Origin of the sequence: Nocardia sp. SYP-A9097, from assembly GCF_009649815.1 — a bacterium.
Taxonomy (GTDB): domain Bacteria; phylum Actinomycetota; class Actinomycetes; order Mycobacteriales; family Mycobacteriaceae; genus Nocardia.
The window spans coordinates 1-18,759 of sequence record NZ_WJIC01000008.1 but is presented as its reverse complement, the minus strand read 5'-3'; the positions used below and the strand labels follow the sequence as shown (position 1 = coordinate 18,759).

Genomic DNA, 18,759 nt, shown 5'->3' with positions numbered 1-18,759 from the left:
CGGGTCGGTCGCCGCATGATCGATATCCCGCACGATCTGCGGTGGCTGGGCTGGCTGGTGGGTGTCGACCCGCCGGCCGGCAATGAGGATGCGCTGTTCGCGATCGGTAATGCCTGGAATGAGGCGGCGAAACAGCTTGCGGCGCAAGTGGATCCGTTGGTGTCGGTGCAGCGCTCCGCGACGGGGGCCTATCACTCCGGTGCCGGTGCGGAGACGATCGCCGCCCTGTTCGAGAGCCTGCTGCACGGTGACAGCTCACTCTCCGTGCTGGCCGCAGATTTCGACGAGATCGGTAATGCCGCTTTCGATTTCGGCACCACCGTGCAGGAGGCGAAGTTGATGATGATCATCTCCTACGCCCTGCTGGCGGCGGAGATCGCGTGGGCGTGGATGTTTCCGCCGACGGCGCCGGCGCTGGAGGCGGCCGCGGTGAGCGGAACCCGTTCGAGCCTGCGGTTTTTGGAGGATCTGACGGTCGAGAAGATCGAGCAGGCGATTCTGCGGGCGTCGGGCACGGTCGGGCGGCAGTCCTGGATGAAGCTGTTCGTGAAGAACCTCTCCACATATGCCGTCAAGGGCATGGTGTCGAGTACGCAGGCGGTGATTCTGGACGCGGCCGTGCAGGGCGGTCAGCTGGCCGCGCATACCCGCCGCCATTACAACGGTAACGAGACGCTGTTGTCGTTCGGTTCGTCCTTCCTCGGCGGTTTGATGGGCCGGGCCGCGGGTCATTGGGGCGGTATCGCTTTCGACAGGTCGATCGGCCGGCTCACCAATGGTCTGGGTCCGGCGGCGGGTGTGTTTCGCGGTATGGCGATCGGTGCGTTCGGCGGTGAGGTGAGCACGATCGGTGGTGCCATGGGGTCGGCGTTGAACAGTGGGGATTGGCAGGGTGCCTTCAGCGGCAACGGTTTTGCCGCCGGTATGGCCGGTGGTGCGTTCCGTGGTTCGGTAGCCGGTGGAGCCCGTGGCCTGTTCCAGTTGAATCGGGTGCCGCGCGGTTCGTCGAGTACCGGTTTTCTCCGCCATTACCAGGTCGATGCCGAGGGCAATGTGTACACCTCGGCGACCAAGGCCGCGGCGGCGGGCGGTTCGCTCGCGGATCCGGGGGTGGCGCGGCCGGCTCCGGTGGCCCGGCCGGCGTTCGCTCGCTCGGGCGGTATGACCGAGGAGCAGCAGCGCCAGGTGCGTGCGCTGGATCGGGAGGATGCGGCGAATCTGCGCGACTACAACCGGCAGTTGCGTGAACGCCAGCCGCAGCTGCGAGCGCAACCGACCGAACCGGTGGAGAACCGTTCGCGTGCTCGTGCGGCCGGTGACGGGCCGCCGGGGGATGGCCCGGAGACGCCGCGCCCGCGCGCCCGTGCGCTCGGCGAACCGGCCGGGCCGGAGTCGGCGGATCGACAGCCGCAGTGGGCCTCCCGCATGTCCGGCCGCGCCGGGGCGATGCAGGAACGCTCGGATACCGCGCAGCGGGTGGCCGATGAAGCCCAGACCGGGGCCGATACCGCGCAGGGCCGCGCCACCGTGCGGCAAACGCGCGCGACGGCGGAGCAGCACACGGCTGAGCAGGCCGACGCCGCCGTACAGCGCACCCAACGCGGGATCGATGACGCGCGAACGCAATTGACCGAGCAGCGGGCGGCCGCCCATCCGGACGCGACCCGGATCGAGCGGGCCGAGCAGCGGGTCGCCGATGCGCGGGCGGCGCATACGCAGGCGGTGCGCGAACATGCCGCGGCCGTGGATCGGGCCGGGGAGCATCAGCGTCGAGCGGACGGATTACAGTCTCGCGCAGACGATCTCCAGCGCCGGGCCGACAGCGCGCAAGCCCGTGCCGATGATCTTCGCATGGTGCGCGTCTCCCGCGATGCGATCAACAGCAAGGCCGATGGTGAAGCGCGCAAGATCTCGAGTCCGGGCGCCGATGAGAACACCTGGTGGAAGCGGGCGCTGATGCGTAGCAAGCGGATCGGGGACGAGTACGGCATGGGCGGTGAGGGCACCGACCGCTATCAGAGCAAGGGCACCGATCTGCGCGGCAAGACCCGAGCCAAGATCGACAAGTATCACGGTCCGGAGATCGAACCGTATGTCGCGCCGACGGCCCCGGATGTCACGGTGTGGGGAACGCCGTTGCCGCCGCCGGTCGTGCCATTGCCGCCCCCGCTCACACCGCCCGAGCCGGAAGAGCCGGAGGAGCCGGAGCCTGAAGAGCCCGATCCCGAGGAGCCTGATCCCGAGGAGCCCGAGCCGGAAGAGCCCGAGCCGGAGGAGCCGGAGCCCGAGGAGCCCGAGCCCGGGCATCCGCACTACCGTCACCCGCACCGGGGTCTGCCGCCCACCAGACCCCCGCGTTAACGCATTGTTTCGGCGCTGGTCGCGCGCATTCCCGCAACCGGCCGAATCCGGTTGCGAGAGTTGATCTCCTCTGTTGGTGACGAGGGGAGACGCTGTGGCACAGAGCATTGCGATCGATTCGACCACCCGGCTACACGCCGCGGCGACGGTGATGGACGGCGTGCACGATGCCGTCCACCGTGCCGTGACCACGCTGCATCAGACTCTCGCAGCGCTGGGGGACCCGATCTCGGTGCGGCCCGGCGCAGGTGCGGCCGCCGAGGTCGGCGCCGGGTCGACCGATCAGCCGCCCTGGGGCACCGATTCCTACGGGAAGAAATTCGCGACGGGCAAGAGCGGCTACGTCGCCATGAGTGTCGATTTGCTGCAGGGCGGTGTGGATCTGGCCCAGACATTGGCGGAGTTCGCCCACGGCATGCATCAGGCCGCCGGCGATCTGCGAGGCGCCGAAGATTCCTCCACCACCGCCTTCGCCTGAACCGCCCCGCCTGAACCGCCCCGCCTGAGCCGCCCCGCCTGAGCCGCCTCGCGTTTCGCTAGCCGTTCCGTGTGAACCGCTCCGCTCGAACCGCCGAGCCTGAACCGCCCCGCGTGTGCAACACGCGGGGCGGCAAGCTATTTCACACCGGCGGCAGCTGACAGACCTGGATGAGTTCACGGCCGTGGGTGCGGGATACGAGCATGCCCCGGCCCGGCGGATACTGCACGGGCCGAACATCTCCGAGTAGTACGCCCTCGTCCTTCGGTGTGCTCATCAGCATCGCCGCGACCGACATATCCTTCAACGGCCCGAGTACCGGATCGAAAAGGGCGCGGCCCGCGCCACCGGCGCGCCGGGCGATAATGACGTGCAGCCCGATATCCCGGGCCTGGGGGAGTAGCTCCACCAGTGGCAGTAGCGGATTGTTCGAGGCCACCATGTCGTAGTCGTCGACGATCACGTACACCTCGGGCCCGGTCCACCAGCTGCGGTCGCGCAACTGTGCGGGGGTGATGTCGGCACCCGGGATGCGTTGCGAGACAAAGCCCGCGACCTCTTTCAACGTCGGTACCGAGGTCTGGGCGGAGGTGGAGTATCCGGCCAGGTGCGGCCCCTCGATCGCGCCGAGCATGGTGCGCCGGTAGTCGACGAGGATGACGCGCGCGTCGTTCGGGTGTGAGTTCTCCACGATGCCCTGCGCGATATTGCGCAGCAGGGTGGTCTTGCCGCAGCCGACGTCGGCGAAGACCAGCAGGTGTGGCTGTTCCTGGAAGTCCAGCACCATGGGCTGTAGTTCGGATTCGCTCAATCCGATCAGTACCCGCTTGTTGTCCAGTCGCATTCCTTGTGCGCGTGCGGTTTCCAGTACCCCCGTGCGCTCCAGTTCGAGTGGCAGCATGCGGACGGCGGGTGCGCGCCGGTCACCGTAGAGCTCGGCGAGTTCCTCCTTGGCCGCGGCGACGCCGTCGGCGAGCGTATTGGGGTCGACGGCGGTGTCGAGGCGGGGTAGTGCGATGAGCATGTGCAGTTTCTCGGCGGTCATACCGCGGCCGGGCCGGTTGATCGGAACCCCTACTGCCGCACGACGATCCATTTCGGAGTCGGACGGGTCGCCGAGGCGCAGTTCGATTCGGGTGCCGATCTGATCCTTGACCGCGGGCCGGATCTCGGCCCAGCGGTTGGCGCCGAGCATGAGGTGGATGCCGTAGGACAGTCCGCGCGCGGCCAGTACATGTACCAGGGGTTCGATCTGCTCGAACTCCTCGCGGAACGCGGCCCAGCCGTCGATGACGAGGAAGACATCGCCGAACAGGTCCGCGGCGAGCGGATGCGCGGCGCGCTGGTCTTCGGGTAGTTCCGCGAGTCCGGCCTTGACCCTGCGGAAGTCGCGCATGTTCTCGATCCCGAGTTCGAGGAAGCGGGCTTCGCGCTGGCGCAGCAGGGTGCTGAGTTCGGCGACGGTGCGGCGGGCCCGGTCGCCTTCGAGTCGTCCGGCCGCGGATCCCAGATGCGGTAGCCCATTGAGGGCGGACAGCGTTCCGCCGCCGAAGTCGAGGCAGTAGAACTGCACCTGTTCGGGGGTGTGGGTGGCGGCGGCGGCCATGATGATGGTGCGCAGTGTGGTGGATTTGCCCGACTGCGGTCCGCCGACGACGGCGATATTGCCCTGTGCGCCGGACAGATCGATGGTGAGGACATCGCGCCGCTGTTCGTACGGTTTGTCGACGATACCGATCGGCAGCCAGAGGTTGCCTGTGCGGTTGTCCTCGGATCGCCAATCCTGGTGGGGCAGCAGCATATCCACCGAGGGGGAGATATCCAGCGGCGGCAGCCACACCTCGTGTGCGGGGCGGCCGTGGCCTTTGAGCCGATCGACCACCACCTGCAGCAGTGACTGTTCGGGTCCGGCGGGCGCGGGCTCGGCGAGTAGTTCGTTCAGATCGGGCAGGGTCACTTCCCGCGGTGCCACCGGAACCGCGCGCGCGGCCACGGCGGCGGCGGTGAACAGATCGACCGCGCCCGCCGCGGCGGCGGCCGGTCCGCCGGCCGCGCGCCGGGCCACGGGCGGAACGTACGGTCCCGAGACGTAGGTTGCGTTGAATCGCAACGGGTCCGACGCATCGCTCTTGAGGTAGCCCGCGCCGGGCTGGCCGGGCAGATGGTAGGCATCGGTGATGCCCAGCACCTGCCGCGATTCACCGGCGGAGAAGGTGCGCAGGCCGATTCGGTAGGACAGGTGCGAGTCCAGCCCCCGCAGCCGGTTCTCCTCCAGCCGCTGTGAGGCCAGCAGCAGGTGGACCCGCAGCGAGCGCCCCAGTCGGCCGATCATGACGAACAGCTCCGCGAAATCCGGTTTCTGCGAGAGCAATTCGGAGAATTCGTCGACGATGATGAAGAGCGCGGGCAGCGGATCGAGCTGTGCGCCATTGGCGCGCGCCTTCTCGTATTCGGTGACATTGGCGAAGTTTCCGGCCGCGCGCAGCAGTTCCTGCCGCCGGGTCAGTTCACCGGCGAGCGCGTCGCGCATGCGGTCCACCATCGAGAGTTCTTCCTCGAGGTTGGTGATGACCGCGGACACGTGAGGTAGTGGATCCAGGCCGAGAAAGGTTGCGCCACCTTTGAAGTCGACCAGCACCAGGTTCAGCAGATCCGGGGAGTGCGTGGTCACCATGGACAGCACCAGCGTGCGCAGGAACTCCGATTTACCCGAACCCGTTGCGCCGATGCACAATCCGTGCGGGCCCATACCGTTCTCGGCGGATTCCTTGATGTCGATCTCGACGGGAGTGCCGTCGGGGGTGGTGCCGATCGGTACCCGGAGCCGTTCGCGCGAGGATCGGGTGCGCCAGACGATATCCGGATCGATGGTGGCCGCGTCCGGAATCTTGAGCAGCGCCATCAGTCCGGGATCCCCGCTGACCTCCTCGCCGAGATTGACGATCTGCGCGGTGGTGGCGATCCGATACCGTGACATGCCGCGCGCGAAGGTGGCCGCGACCTCCAGGGGCAGCCGGTCCGGTCCGGCGAAGTTCTCCACCGAACTGCCGGTGCGAGCGCCGATCACGTTCTCCTCGACCACGAGTTGCAGTCCGCGCCGCACGGCCAGTCCGGTCTGTGGCGCGGTCAGGTCGAGTACGGTCACCGAGTCCAGTCCGGCATCGCTGATAATCCGTTCGGAGCCGCTGACATAGCCGTCGTCGATCACCACCACCACGTGCAGGCGGCCGGGGGTGGGCGGTGCGTTGCGCAGGAATCGGCCGCGTTCGAGCAGATCCTCCGAGAGCGCGTTCTCGAGTTCGGAGAGCGACTCGTAAAGCATTCGGGCCGCGCCGATTCCGTCGGTATCGCGCGGATGCTGCAGGTGCGGAAGCCATTTGGTCCACCGCCAGTCCTCGCTGTCGGGATCGGCGGCGACAATGGCGAAGATCAGGTTGTCGGGGCCGTGAAAGGTGGCCAGCTCCATCACCATCGAGCGCACCAGGGCGCGGCTGTGCTCGCGCGGTCCCTCGATATTGACCGCGGGGAAGGCGCGCAGCGAGATCGCGGTGGGCAGCCCGTGCACCACCGAGTGGGTGCGCACGAACCGCCGCAGTGCGACCGTCGCCACCGGCTCGAGGTCTTCCAGGGGTCCGGTTTCGGGCCGGGCCAGCCGGGTGGCGATGCGGTGGCTGCCGACGCCGATCCGGACGTGACCGAAGTCGGGGTCGCTGGGGCGTCGTTCCCACATTCGGCGGGTGCCGACGAGCGCGTGCAGGTCGATCGGGTGCGGGTGGCTCCAGGTGAGGGCTTCGCGCTGGGCGGTGCCGGTGCCGCGGACATCGCGGCGCAGTTGCTCGAGGTACCGGAAGTAGTCCTTGCGTTCCTCATTGAGTTCGGCGGCTTTCTTGCCGCCGCCGCCGGTGCGCCCGGCGAACATGCCGACCATCGACATGAGCATCATCATCGGATACATCATGCTGAGCGGGTTGGTGAGCATGGATTTGCCGCTCATGGTGAACATCAGCCCCATCATCCCGACCATGGCGACCACCATGACCAGTGGCAGCAGGCGCTGCCAGAGTGGGGCGGGCACCGGTGCGGTGATCTCCGGCGGTGCGTTGAGGACCACTTCGCCGCCCGGGGACCGGGGTGGCGCGATCCGGGCCAGCCGGATGAAACCCTGCGTACTCAATTGGCTGTTCCTCGATCGGTTACGTATCGGAAGGGGAGTGTCAGTCGTCGCCGGGCAGGACCAGTGGCATGCGCTGTGCGCGCCGGAAGGGAATCGACAGGGTCAGTACCAGGGCGAGCAGTGTCAGGCAGCTCGCCGCCCCGGCCGTGCCGATGCGGCGGGGCCACGGGCTTTCGGGGGTGGGCGGTATCGGTGCGGCGATCTGTTTCCCGCTCGCGGGGTCCGGTCCGGTTCGCGGCGGCAATACGGCGGTGAGCGCGGCGACCGGGTCGATCAGGCCCGCGCCGAGGCGGGTGTCGTGGCCGGAGCCATGCGCGGTGCCGACAATGCGGTCGATCACCTGGGCCGCGGTCAGTTCCGGGTAGCGGGCGCGCACCAGTGCCGCCACACCCGCGACGTAGGCGCTGGAGAAGCTGGTGCCGGCGATCGGCGCGACCTGGCCGTTGGCCTGCGGGGTCCCGTTGACCAGGCCGGTGCCGCCGGGAGCGCTGTCCAGTGACATCAGATTGCTGCCGGGTGCGGCGACCCCGACCCATGGGCCGTACAGGGTGAACGACGAGGGTGATCCGTCGGCCTCGACCGAGGCGACCGGCAGCACATAGGGCGAGAACCAGGCGGGCGTGGGGATGGTATTGACCGCGTTCCAGCCCGCGGTTCCGTTCTGCTCTTTGCAGGCCCCCTGGGATTCCAGGTTTCCGGCCGCCGCGACTACCACGACATTGTGGTTGGCGGCGTATTGCAGTGCCGCGCCGAGCATTCCGTCCACCGGTCCGGTTCCGTTCGGCCGGCACGACACCTCGGAGATATTGATGACGGAGGCGTGCAGATCGACCGCGTGCACCACCGCGTGGGCGAGGGTGGCGACGGTACCGTAGCCACCGGCCGACATGCCGCCGGGCCGGTCCGAGCTGTAACTGTTCTTGGCCTGGAATGCGAGGCTGGTCTGGCGGATGGACAGAATGGTGGCCCCGGGTGCCACTCCGGAGAACCCGTCTTCGGGGGCGGGATGGCCGGCGATGATTCCGGCCACCAGGGTGCCGTGGCCGTCGCAGTCGCTGGTGCCGTCGGAGTCGGAGACGTAATCGCCGCCCGGGTCGACGCTCAGCCGCGGATGCCGGTTGACGCCGGTGTCGATGACCGCGATGGTCTGCCCTTCGCCCCGGCTGAACTCCCACGCCCGTTCGAGTCCGAGTGCCTTCTGCGCCAAGGGAATTCCGGTGGGGGCGGGACCGGACCAGATCGGTTGCGAGCACAGCAGTCGCTGCTGTGACGGCTCGGGCGGCGCGACCGGGGCATTGGTCACCAGCGCTCCCGGATCCACCCCGGGTGGTTCCACCCCGTACGCGGTGGCGGCGGGTGTCAGCACCGCCGTCACGGTGAGGGCGCCGGCGGCGAATACGTGGACCAAAGTCCTTGCCGCGCAGCGCCGCCCGCGCTCAGCCATTGCGGACGAGCGCGTAGATGTCGAGTATCCAGAAGATCAGTGGGCCGATCGCGCAGATGGTGAGGTACTCGAAGATCTCACCGGCCCGCTGTACCACCGGCGATATCTCCAGGTTCGGTCCGGCCACGCCGATCAGCATGGCCAGTACCGCGATCACCAGCAGTGCCGCGGCGGCCGGCAGTGCCGCGTCGTCGAGCCGGAATCCGAGCAGGACGGCGGGCGGAATCAGTACCGCGCAGCCGCCGAGCACCATGGCCGCGGCCTGGGTCAGATCGGAGAAGGCGCGGCCGCGCCGGGCCAGCACGATTCCCACCGCCGCGGCCAATGTGATTGCCTGCCAGCGGTGTTCGGTGGCGGCCAGGACCGTGATGAGTGTCGCGCACACGGTGACCGCGACGATTCCGATGATCATTCCGGATTGGTAGTCGTTGGCGAGCCGGGATCGCTGATCCAGTCCGGCCGCCGACGGGATCGAGGTCGCGCCGATCGCGCCGATACCCTCGATGGTGGGTCGTGGTTCATGGTCGCGTGGATCGATGACGCCGCCCGCGGTCGGCACCGGCGGCACCGGCAGTCGAGCGGCCGCCACCGCGATTCGCGGGGCGAGCGTAATGCCCAGCAGGGTGGCGACAATGATCCCGGTCGCGGCCTCGGCGGGGGTGACCTCCCACAGCGTGCAGGCGCCGGCGGCGATGGTGCCGAATACCGTGGTGGTGATGACGGCCGAGAACACCGTCGGTCGAACGGCTATGACGCGCAAGGTGATTACGGCCAGCAGCATGGTGGCCGCGCATCCCAGCAGCAGATGCGGTGCGCCCGGTTGCCCGGGGACCAGTGCCGCCGCGCCGCTGCCCATCAGCAGCACTCCGCACAGCGCGAGCACGGTGGCGGGCAGGGTCGCGGAGTACATGCGGGCGACGAGCCCGCCGCCCACCAGGATCAGCAGTCCGATGCCGAGGCCCGCGGTCCCGGCCAGGATGCCCGCGCCGTGCGCCGCCGCGACCATCAGCAGTGCGCAGGCACCGATCACCGCGGCAATGGCCCCGGCCTGTCCGGCCCGGCCCGCTGTCTCGGCTGTCCAACCGCGATAGGAGCTTTCGGTGAGGCGGGCGACGGCGTCGATGACATCGTCGAAGAGCGCGGGTGATTCGACCGAGTCCACCGCGCGCAGCACCAGTAGTTCACCGTCGAAGACCTCGGCTTCGGTGAGGGTGCGCACCGGATCGATGGCGGTGTGGCCGAGTCGCGAGAGTGTCCAGTGCTGGGCCGCGAGTGGGCCGTTGTCGTCGTGTTCGGACAGGTCCGGATTGCGGGATGCGATGAGCTGCACCACATCCGGGATGAAATTGGCGATCGGGATGGTCGTGGGTAGCACCACGTCCACCTGGGTGTTGCCGCCGATCACCGAGACTCGGCACAGCTGCGGCTCGATAGCCGTTGACTCCATCACGTGCTGGACTCCCGAATTTCTGGTTCCGACGTCCGGGAAGGTAGCAAGGTGTTCGCCCGGCGGCAGCGGCGCCGAAATGGAGTTTCCCCGGCCGTAACCACGCGGCGGGAGCGACGTGGGGTTATCGCCGGAAGTGCAACGGCCGCACGTTAACTGCCGATGAATGCGCAGTGGTCGCCGCCGGCGCCGGCGTGCCAGTACGGCGTTGATCCATTACGTTGCGGGCCATGTCAGCGATTCGGCAAGCGCAACAGATCTTCGACGCGGGCGTGCTGTCGCTGGGTTTGATGGTCGACGGCCAGCAGGCCGCGAAGAATCTGGAGTACGCCAAGGTCGCTTTCCGCCGGGCCACGGAGCTGGATCCGGATATGTGCGATGCCTGGCTGGGCCGCGTCGCCGCCGGTGATGACGGCCGAGATGTGTTGCACCACTTGCACCGCACCTCGGGCACCTCGCTCTTGCGTGAGCAGCGCCGGCTCGGTTTGCCGCCGCGGCAGTTGGCCGGGCGGTTCCAGATCGGCCAGTACATCGACTATCCGATCGCCAGTCTCACCGAGATCTGGCTGGCGCAGGCGATGCGGCTGGTCGAGGAGAAAGAGTTCGACGAGGCCCATCGGCTGCTGGAGCAGTTGACGCTGCGGCGCGCGCAATCGGCCGACGATCCGGATCGCGCCGTTGACGACAAGGTCTGCGCCTATGCGCGGGGCGTGCTGTATTTCACGGCCCAGCTGTGGCCCGATGTGATGGCCGAGCTGGCCGGCTCGGCGGAGTGGCAGGACCCGTACATGGCGGCGGGCGCGCATGTCATGGTCGGCACGGCGTGTGCGCATCTCGGCCTGTTCGGTGAGGCGACGCGACGGCTGGAATTGGCTGAGCGCGGCCCGATTCCGGCGGCCCGCACCGCCGCAATGTACTGCCGTGGCCTCGCGCTGCGGGAGCAGGGCAATGAGGATGAGGCGCGGGCGCTGTTCGAGACCGTGTACACCCAGGTCCCGGATTTCGAGGCCAATACCCAGGCGATGCGTGACCCCAAGTTCCGGATTGTGGTCACCACCAAGGAGCAGATCGAATCCCGTGCCGTCCGTTGGGATCCGGCGTCCGCGCCGTCGCTGGAGGCGGCCGCCGAGGAGGAGCAGCATCATCGGGCCGAGGTGATTCTGGCCGCGGCCCGCAAGGAGCTGGACTCCCAGATCGGGCTGGGCGCGGTCAAGGTCCAGGTCGCCAAGTTGCAGTCCTCGGCGACCATGGCGAAGATCCGGGCCGAGAAGGGGCTCAACAGTATGCCGCGCGGTCAGCATCTGGCCTTCACCGGTCCGCCGGGAACCGGTAAGACCACTATCGCGCGGGTGGTGGCCAAGATCTACTGCGGTTTGGGACTGCTCAAGACCGACAAGGTGGTGGAGACCAAGCGCTCGGATTTCGTCGGCCAGCACCTGGGCTCGACCGCGATCAAGTCCAATGCGCTGATCGATTCGGCCATGGACGGTGTGCTCTTCGTCGACGAGGCGTACACGCTGATCCAATCCGGTCTCTCCGGTGGTGATGCCTTCGGCCGTGAGGCGGTCGATACGCTGCTGGCGCGCATGGAGAACGATCGTGATCGCCTGGTGGTCATCATCGCCGGTTACGACGGTGAGATCGATCGATTCCTGGCCAGTAACGACGGTTTGGCGTCCCGCTTCGCCAAACGCGTTAAGTTCGACTCGTATTCGCCCGATGAGCTCTGCGAAATCGGCGATTTCATTGCCCGCAAACGTGATTCGACGGTGTCGGACGAGGCGCTCGAGCTGCTGCGCGCGGCCTGCGCCGAACTCTACGAGGCCGAGCGCACCGATCAGAGCGGCCTGCCCCGCCGCGGCGTGGACATCGCTGGCAACGGCCGTTTCATCCGCAATGTCATCGAGAGTGCCGAGGAAGAGCGCGAATACCGCCTCGCCATGGATGACACCCTGGACTTGCGCGGCCTCGACCAGGACACCCTGATGCGCATCGAAGCCGACGATATGAGCAAGGCGTTACAGGCCGTGCTCGCCACCCTCTCCGCATAGCCCGTTCGCCGGGTGTTCGGACCGGCGAGGTGTGGCGCACGGCTCACAGAGGGGTGGGGGCGGTTTGTGAAAATATGCTGCTGACTAGCATCGATTCACGTACAGATCGAGGCGACCCCGAGGACTTGTGTTGACTACCGACTCTCTTGACCGCTGGAATGCTCACGAGGCATCCGCGGAGGCGATGATTCCGATCATCGGAAAGCTGTATCGCGAGAAGGGGGTCACCATCCTCCTGCACAGCCGTTCCCTGGTCAACAAGTCGGTGATCAGCATTCTGCGCACGCACCGGTTCGCCCGGCAGATCGAGGGCGAGGAGCTTTCGATCGAGGAGACGCTGCCATTCCTCGAGGCGCTGACCCAACTCGATCTGGGTCCGTCCAAGGTCGATCTGGGTCGTCTGGTCATGGCCTACCGCGTCGATGAGCGCGGGCTCTCGATCCCCGAGTTCACCGCCGCGGTGCTGGCCGACATCACCGATGGCAACAAGGCCGAGCCGCAGGGGCCGCGCGATGTGGTGCTGTACGGGTTCGGCCGGATCGGGCGTCTGGTCACCCGGCTGCTCATCGAGAAGACCGGATCGGGCAATGGCCTGAACCTGCGTGCCGTCGTGGTGCGCAAGGGCGGCGAGGACGATCTGACCAAGCGCGCGTCGCTGCTGCGCCGGGATTCGGTGCACGGTCAGTTCAACGGCACCATCAAAGTCGATGCCGAGAATGACACCATCATCGCCAATGGCAATGTCATCAAGTTCATCTACAGCAATGATCCGACGACGATCGACTACACCGAGTTCGGGATCGACAATGCCATCCTGATCGACAACACCGGCAAATGGCGTGACCGCCAAGGGCTTTCGCAGCACCTGCGCCCCGGTATCGCGAAGGTCCTGCTCACCGCGCCCGGCAAGGGTGACGTGCCGAATATCGTGCACGGCGTCAACCACCTGTCGCTGGATCAGTCCGAGCAGATCGTCTCCTGCGCCTCGTGTACCACCAATGCCATTGTGCCGCCGCTGAAAGCGATGGATGACGAGTTCGGCATCACCCGCGGTCACGTGGAGACGGTGCACTCGTTCACCAACGACCAGAACCTGCTGGACAACTTCCACCCCGCCGACCGCCGCGGCCGTTCCGCGCCGTTCAACCTCGTGCTCACCGAGACCGGTGCCGCCTCGGCCGTCGCGAAGGCCATGCCGGACTTCAAGGCCAAGATCACCGGAAACTCGATTCGCGTTCCCACCCCGGACGTTTCGGTCGCCATCCTGAACCTGCAACTGAAGCGCGAGGTCACCAAGACCGAGGTCCTGGACTACCTCCGCCAGATGTCCCTGTCCGGCCCCCTGAGCCGCAATCTCGACTACACCGCCGCCACCGACGTAGTCTCCAGCGATTTCATCGGCTCCCGCGCCGCCTCGATCGTCGACGCCAACGCCACCATCGTCGACGGCGACACCGCCATCCTCTACCTCTGGTACGACAACGAATTCGGCTACTCCTGCCAGGTAGTGCGCACGGTCCAGTACATCTCGGGCATCGAGTACCCGACGTACCCCCGATTGGGTGCACAGGACAGCTCCGAACTCGCCCCGGCCGCCGGCTAGTTCGCGCCAGCCCGGAACGCCGAAGTTCCTGTCGCGCAATGGGATTGCGCATGCCATGATGAACCGCGTGGACTTCCCCCAATACGCGGCGAACGAGGTTGACGCCGAGTTCTACGACGCGACCGCCCTCACCAGCAACCCGGCGTTCTGGGCATATCACCTGTGCGGCTTGGTATCCGAGTCACCCGGGTGGTTCGGAGTCCCCGAAGCGGAGTTCCGCCGCCTGCGGGATGAGCAGCTGTTCAACCCCCTGCGCTGGCCGGTGCTACGAATCCCGCTAGCCGGCGGCCACGAGATCGTCATCGTCTACGAGACCTACGAGCTGATCCCCGCCGAGGAGTACGAGTACGCGGTCCAGTACTGGCTCCGCATCGCAGGCCAGGAGCCCCCACACATCCTCGGTGCCGCGGAAATGGAAGGCGCCTACGGCGGAATCCGCTGGCCGGAACTGGTCAAGGCAGCAGCACCCGCCGGCACAGGCGGCATCCAACAGCCAAGCGCCCGCCTCCTGGCCCTACTCCCAATCCTGACCGACGCCGACATCCCCCAATCCGAGTTCCTCCCAATGGTTTCCGCAGCCCTACGCGAACAGGGCGCCACCGCCCCCGAAGCCCAGACGCAAGCCCTGCTAACCGATCGTCAATACGGTGAGGACGCAACCTGGTCGGTCGACGCCGAAGGCATCTGGACCTGCGACACCTGGCCCAACAGCCGCCTCCGCACCCATTCCCACAACCCCCGCCCAGCCGCAGTGAGCCGCGCCCTCGCCCCCTAATGCCCGCCGCCAATTGACCTGTGCGAGCACCGCTTACACTCACCCGATCGTCCTGCCCTCCGCGACGCCGAGCAGTACACCCGCAAAGCGGTTGCCACACAAGGCGTCCCGTTTCGTCTCGTCCGGCCAGACACACCTGCGGCGGTCGCCGACTACGGTGAGGGCACGCATCGCCGATGCACCAGCACTCTCGAGCGTGCATGCAATGCAAGCTGCGCACGTCTACAAGGTTCCTCATGACCGAGACCATGTCCTGAACCTCCTCAACGACTACGTGCGGTTGTACCGGCAGGCCGCGGAGAAGGACGAATGGGTTCTCGTCACGCGTGACTGAACACTGTCCAAGGAAACGCACTACATTGCCGCTGATCGCGTTGACCGAAGCGGCCAGCGCGGAGCGACGGAAGATCAACTGGCGGCAGGCATCCCACGCTGACCGAACGCACCATCATGCCGATTATCGAGCATCGTGTCGGTGACGTTTTCACCGGCAGCGGCATGTTCGTGGTGCGCGACCTACGATCGCCGTCCACGAGTGCCCCGCCGCAGGGAGATCACCTTCCACCGCTCGGGATCGTTTGGACGGACCGTCTGAAAGGTTTTGCGGGGCAATGGCTGTCAGGTAATTCGGCGAGGGTGCCGATGCGAACCCCCATGGCCGCCGCGCCGAAGGTGGAGCCGTGTCTCCGGCACCAACCCGAGAGAGGACGCGAGCATCACTTGCGAATTCACCGACGCCACAAGTTCGAGCGCGGTGACAGCCAGCAGATCGGTGGTGGTTACCGGGATGCGTGCTCGGTGCTCAACGGTTGATTCGCGGCTGCCATGGCGAGGATTTCCGGTACGTCCTCAGCCAGCAGGAAGCCTGCCGTGACCGTCTTGTCGGTTGCCGCTCGGAATGCCGCGAGGTAGTCGTCGGGAGGGGGTCCCGGGAGTGGTCGCGTGCAACCGAACATGATCGCCGGGCCGCCGCCTTCCTGTCCGAGCCCGGACAGCACTGCCAGTGGCACGTCCATCCACGGCGTGCGGATACCGCCCAGCGCGTTGCCATGGACGTCCAGCACCAGTTCCCCGGCGGATACCGTGAGCCGATCGGCCTGTGCCGGAGCGGGTCCGCCGTCGGCCCATCGGGACAGCGCCGCGATGGCTTGCTGCACGACGTAGTGATGTTGTGGCCCGGAATTGATCGGCTCGGGGAATTCGACGCCCAGTGGATTGCGTCGTGGCGCCATCCGCTCGGCCAGTTCCTCCGCGGTCAGTGAGCCCGAGTCGGTGAACGATGCGCCGACGGTGTAGGAGTCCGCGTGTGCGGCGCCGGCCAGCTCCCAGAGCCGGAACCGGTCGGAGTCGGGCTGGCGGGAGTCGATCGAGCGCATGAGACCGACCACCTCGAACTCGGTTTGGAGCACGAGCACCGGCGCGGTCGAATCCGCACGCACCCGCGTGCCACCGTCCAGCGCCTCGGGATCCACCAAGCCGGTCAGCGTGGCAGGGCGGCCCGGCCGCCCGTCGATGAGGTACGCGTCGTACGGCGAGCCATGCGGCGCAATGGCATTCACAAATGTGACGAGCGCGGCCGCGGATTGCGACTGCCCGGCCGCGAGCAGTTGCCGGGTCCCGGCCAGCAGCCTTCGAATCACCTCTCCCGCCTGCCGGTAGATGTCGTAGCAGTAAGCATCCCCAGGATGCGAAAGATCGGCGTACCGCACCGGATCCGCCTGCTTCAGCGGTGGCAGCAGGACCGAGTTCCAGGTGTCGTCCTCCTCGGCGGCCGCGGCCATGACGCTGCCGCCGTGGATCGGGGCGTACTGCGCGGAGACCCCGATCCAGGCCATCCGGGCACGGATGAGATGCCGATGTGCCAGTAGCCAGATCGGCGGCGCGTCCGCACCGGAGGAGGCGTTGAGCCACTCCACGACAGCCGTTCCGGAGTAGCCCTCAACCGGCCGGTAGACCACGAGTCTGGTCGTGAACGGTGCGAGGCCGTCCGGCTCGCTCGCCCACTCCCCGTCGTCACCGGCCGAGCCGGTCAGGCGGTAGGACCCGGCTGTACCGGATAGGAAGTACTCCTCGGCGACGTAACCGACATCGGCCAGTAGGAAGAACGTCGAGATCAGGTTGGTCGGACCCGTTACCGGACCGGAAGGCTCCATCTCGAAACCCTAACAAGTGCTTGGTTTTTCGACAATCGCTGAACTCGCGCCGACCCGGCATCGGGCGGGACCGATTGTGTTGTGCGAGAGCGGTTTCGTAGTACCCGATGCGGCAGTCCACACGCTGGTCACCATGCTCGCGTTGAGCGAATCCCACGGCAGGCATCCGGGCATCGCGCAACTTGCCGCGGTCGCCGAACCGGGCTCGCTGGCAGATTTCGCCTGGGGGCTGTTCGAGGCGTGGATGTTCTCCGGCCTAGCCAATGGCGGCATTTGGGTGATGCAGGCGCTAGCGCTGTTCGGTGACGACGAGACCGCCTGGCGACTGGAACCGATTATCCGGTCTTGGTATTACAGCGCGGGTTCACCGGCGGAAGCCGCGCTGCGGGTGCTGGTCGCCATCGACAGCGATGCTTCCCTCACGGTGCTGCATCGGATCTCTCAGCAAGCCAAGGCGAAGGCGTTCAAAAAGCACGCGTCTGTGGCAGTCCGACAAATCACGGATGCACGCGGCCTCACCAACGAAGAATTCGCCGACCGTTTGGTGCCGGACTTCGGCTTGCGCGAAACCGGAGCAATGATCGTCGATTACGGAACACGCGCATTTCTCGTCCGGATCGACCAGCGACTCTGCCCGCTCGTGTTCGACGCGGTGCCCGATGACTGCGGCGGGTGGGCCGCAGCGGGCAGCCGCAAGGTGCTTCCCCGGCCAACAGCCAAGGACGATCAGGACAAGGCTGTCCCGGCCTACCAGGACCACACCGCCTTCAAGGAGATCTTGAAAACCACAGCCGCAGACCAGACGAAGCGGCTCGAACAGGCGATGGTTTCGGGGCGGCGCTGGTCCAGCGCAGTGCATCAGCGGTTGTTTGTCGAACATCCGTTGATGCAGCATTTGGCCCGCAGGCTCGTCTGGGTGATCGTCGACGAGGCCGGCGAGGTCACCGGGTCGTTCCGGATCGCCGAAGACGGCAGCCGCGCGGACATCAATGACGAGGTCGTGGAATTGGCCGATGACACGCTCGTCGGCGTCGCACATCCCGTCCACATGGGCCAGTCGACACGTGAGTGGGCGAATCTGTTCGCCGACTACGAGATACTTGCGCCCTTCCAGCAGTTGGAACGCCCCTGGTGGACGGCTGATTCACCGGGCTTCGCCGATGCGCTCGACCGCCTCGCCGGTCGGACCGTGCGCACAGGCACGGTGTTGGGCCTCAAGCGATTCGATTGGCGGTGGCAGGAGACCGGCGGGGGCCTCGTGACCCGCTTGAGGCGCACGCTCAGAGACAACGTCCATGCCGAGATCACGATCGATCCCGGACTGTGGATGGGTGCGCTCCACGATGACGAGAAGCAGACCATCACTCGAGCCACCCTGACTGTGCCGGACTGACGATCACTGATGGCAAGTTCCAATCCCGACGGGACTCCAGCACTTTCATAGATCAACCCGCGATGACAACCTGAGGCTACCCGAGGCTCTGCCCCGGGCTAACCGTTCACCCCTGCGTGTCCTCCTACGAGATCGGTCGAGAACATCGATCCGTGACCCCGGCCCCAGCGCGCGATAAGCCGACGACGATCAGGTGCGAGCCCGTACCGTTGAACTCGCAAGGGTCCGCCTACGGAAACGAGGAGGCTTCGCATGCATGCATCGAAGGGCGACAGGCTGGTCGTGCACGGCCGCACTGTCGGCCAGCAGGACCACGTCGTCGAGATCGTCGAAGTTCTCGGCCCCAACGGCACGCCTCCCTATCGAGTTCGGGCCGAGAATGGCCACGAGACCATCGTGTGGCCCGGGCCGGACTCTGTCGTGGACCATCGCAGGGCATCGGGCACCGAGTGACAGCTTCGATCTGAACCGGTCATCGTTTCTAGGTTTCGACCATGAGGGCCGTCCCAGCGCATGCGATGGGGCGGCCCCGTCGCATGTCCGCAAATGCCGCATGTCGCGGTGACCGAACCGGCCGGCGCGAGGGGTGGAAGATCAACTGGCCGTGGCGGTCCGGAGCTGGCCAGGCGCACGCTCATGTCGAAGAGCGTGCATGCCTGGCCCGCGCACTCTGAACCATCCCTCGGTCCGCTTTCGTCGATCTGCGCCGATGCTGCGACTTCGACTTTATGCTTGGGGACGCATCGTTCTCTAAGAGAGCGTCTGAGAACTCGGTGAGGGCGTCGGTGTGAGGCTCGAGATTTGAGTGAACTCCTGGTAATTCAGTGTTTACCAAGACGCTGATCTACCAGGAGTTCGTGTGCCAGTATCGCCGATTTCG

Annotated in this window: 12 protein-coding genes; 8 read left to right on the top strand and 4 right to left on the bottom strand. The window is 66.7% G+C overall.

Features of this window, described 5'->3' with window-relative positions:
- Positions 1–15 precede the first annotated feature (15 nt).
- The gene (locus GFY24_RS18230) at positions 16–2,361 is read left to right on the top strand and encodes a hypothetical protein (protein ID WP_153806286.1); all 2,346 of its coding nucleotides are present in this window, start codon (positions 16–18) and stop codon (positions 2,359–2,361) included.
- 94 nt (positions 2,362–2,455) lie between these two features.
- The gene (locus tag GFY24_RS18225) at positions 2,456–2,839 is read left to right on the top strand and encodes a hypothetical protein (protein ID WP_153806285.1); all 384 of its coding nucleotides are present in this window, start codon (positions 2,456–2,458) and stop codon (positions 2,837–2,839) included.
- A gap of 142 nt (positions 2,840–2,981) precedes the next feature.
- Here the strand turns inward: GFY24_RS18225 and eccCa are convergent, their stop codons facing one another.
- The 3 genes from eccCa to eccD are packed head-to-tail and all read right to left on the bottom strand — an operon-like array spanning position 2,982 to position 9,904.
- Positions 2,982–7,013: a type VII secretion protein EccCa gene (eccCa, locus tag GFY24_RS18220; RefSeq protein WP_153806284.1), complete on the bottom strand. Its 4,032-nt coding sequence runs from the start codon at positions 7,011–7,013 to the stop codon at positions 2,982–2,984.
- 40 nt (positions 7,014–7,053) lie between these two features.
- Positions 7,054–8,457 carry a type VII secretion-associated serine protease mycosin gene (mycP, locus tag GFY24_RS18215; protein ID WP_153806283.1) on the bottom strand — a complete coding sequence of 468 codons (1,404 nt, stop codon included), beginning with the start codon at positions 8,455–8,457 and terminating at the stop codon, positions 7,054–7,056.
- Complete coding sequence (gene eccD, locus GFY24_RS18210; protein ID WP_153806282.1) at positions 8,450–9,904, bottom strand: type VII secretion integral membrane protein EccD; 1,455 nt, start codon at positions 9,902–9,904, stop codon at positions 8,450–8,452. Before eccD ends, mycP begins: the two co-directional genes overlap by 8 nt.
- A gap of 230 nt (positions 9,905–10,134) precedes the next feature.
- Between eccD and eccA the strand changes: the two genes are divergently transcribed.
- The 4 genes from eccA to GFY24_RS42960 all read left to right on the top strand — a co-directional run bounded on the left by eccA (position 10,135) and on the right by GFY24_RS42960 (position 14,667).
- Entirely contained in the window at positions 10,135–11,955 is a 1,821-nt protein-coding gene (gene eccA / locus GFY24_RS18205; RefSeq protein WP_153806281.1) for a type VII secretion AAA-ATPase EccA, read from the top strand.
- Positions 11,956–12,085: 130 nt separating this feature from the next.
- Positions 12,086–13,558 carry a glyceraldehyde-3-phosphate dehydrogenase gene (locus GFY24_RS18200; RefSeq protein WP_153806280.1) on the top strand — a complete coding sequence of 491 codons (1,473 nt, stop codon included), beginning with the start codon at positions 12,086–12,088 and terminating at the stop codon, positions 13,556–13,558.
- 67 nt (positions 13,559–13,625) lie between these two features.
- Entirely contained in the window at positions 13,626–14,333 is a 708-nt protein-coding gene (locus tag GFY24_RS18195) for a hypothetical protein (protein ID WP_153806279.1), read from the top strand.
- Between the two features lie 205 nt (positions 14,334–14,538).
- The gene (locus GFY24_RS42960; RefSeq protein ID WP_255458695.1) at positions 14,539–14,667 is read left to right on the top strand and encodes a hypothetical protein; all 129 of its coding nucleotides are present in this window, start codon (positions 14,539–14,541) and stop codon (positions 14,665–14,667) included.
- A 445-nt stretch (positions 14,668–15,112) separates the two neighbouring features.
- On the opposite strand, the gene GFY24_RS18190 is transcribed toward GFY24_RS42960, so the two are convergent.
- Positions 15,113–16,486 carry an alpha/beta hydrolase domain-containing protein gene (locus GFY24_RS18190; protein ID WP_153806278.1) on the bottom strand — a complete coding sequence of 458 codons (1,374 nt, stop codon included), beginning with the start codon at positions 16,484–16,486 and terminating at the stop codon, positions 15,113–15,115.
- A 133-nt stretch (positions 16,487–16,619) separates the two neighbouring features.
- Between GFY24_RS18190 and GFY24_RS18185 the strand changes: the two genes are divergently transcribed.
- On the top strand, positions 16,620–17,879 hold the full coding sequence (locus GFY24_RS18185; protein ID WP_153806277.1) for a DUF4132 domain-containing protein: 1,260 nt from the start codon (positions 16,620–16,622) through the stop codon (positions 17,877–17,879).
- Positions 17,880–18,131: 252 nt separating this feature from the next.
- On the top strand, positions 18,132–18,332 hold the full coding sequence (locus GFY24_RS18180) for a DUF1918 domain-containing protein (RefSeq protein ID WP_153806276.1): 201 nt from the start codon (positions 18,132–18,134) through the stop codon (positions 18,330–18,332).
- The last annotated feature ends 427 nt before the right edge of the window (positions 18,333–18,759 follow it).

Coding starts and splice junctions, on each gene's coding strand:
- GFY24_RS18230 (WP_153806286.1), top strand. CDS start 16: ATGATCGATATCCCGCACGATCTGCGGTGGCTGGGCTGGCTGGTGGGT.
- mycP (WP_153806283.1), bottom strand. CDS start 8,457: ATGGCTGAGCGCGGGCGGCGCTGCGCGGCAAGGACTTTGGTCCACGTA.
- eccD (WP_153806282.1), bottom strand. CDS start 9,904: ATGGAGTCAACGGCTATCGAGCCGCAGCTGTGCCGAGTCTCGGTGATC.
- eccA (WP_153806281.1), top strand. CDS start 10,135: ATGTCAGCGATTCGGCAAGCGCAACAGATCTTCGACGCGGGCGTGCTG.
- GFY24_RS42960 (WP_255458695.1), top strand. CDS start 14,539: ATGCAAGCTGCGCACGTCTACAAGGTTCCTCATGACCGAGACCATGTC.
- GFY24_RS18190 (WP_153806278.1), bottom strand. CDS start 16,486: ATGGAGCCTTCCGGTCCGGTAACGGGTCCGACCAACCTGATCTCGACG.
- GFY24_RS18185 (WP_153806277.1), top strand. CDS start 16,620: ATGCTCGCGTTGAGCGAATCCCACGGCAGGCATCCGGGCATCGCGCAA.
- GFY24_RS18180 (WP_153806276.1), top strand. CDS start 18,132: ATGCATGCATCGAAGGGCGACAGGCTGGTCGTGCACGGCCGCACTGTC.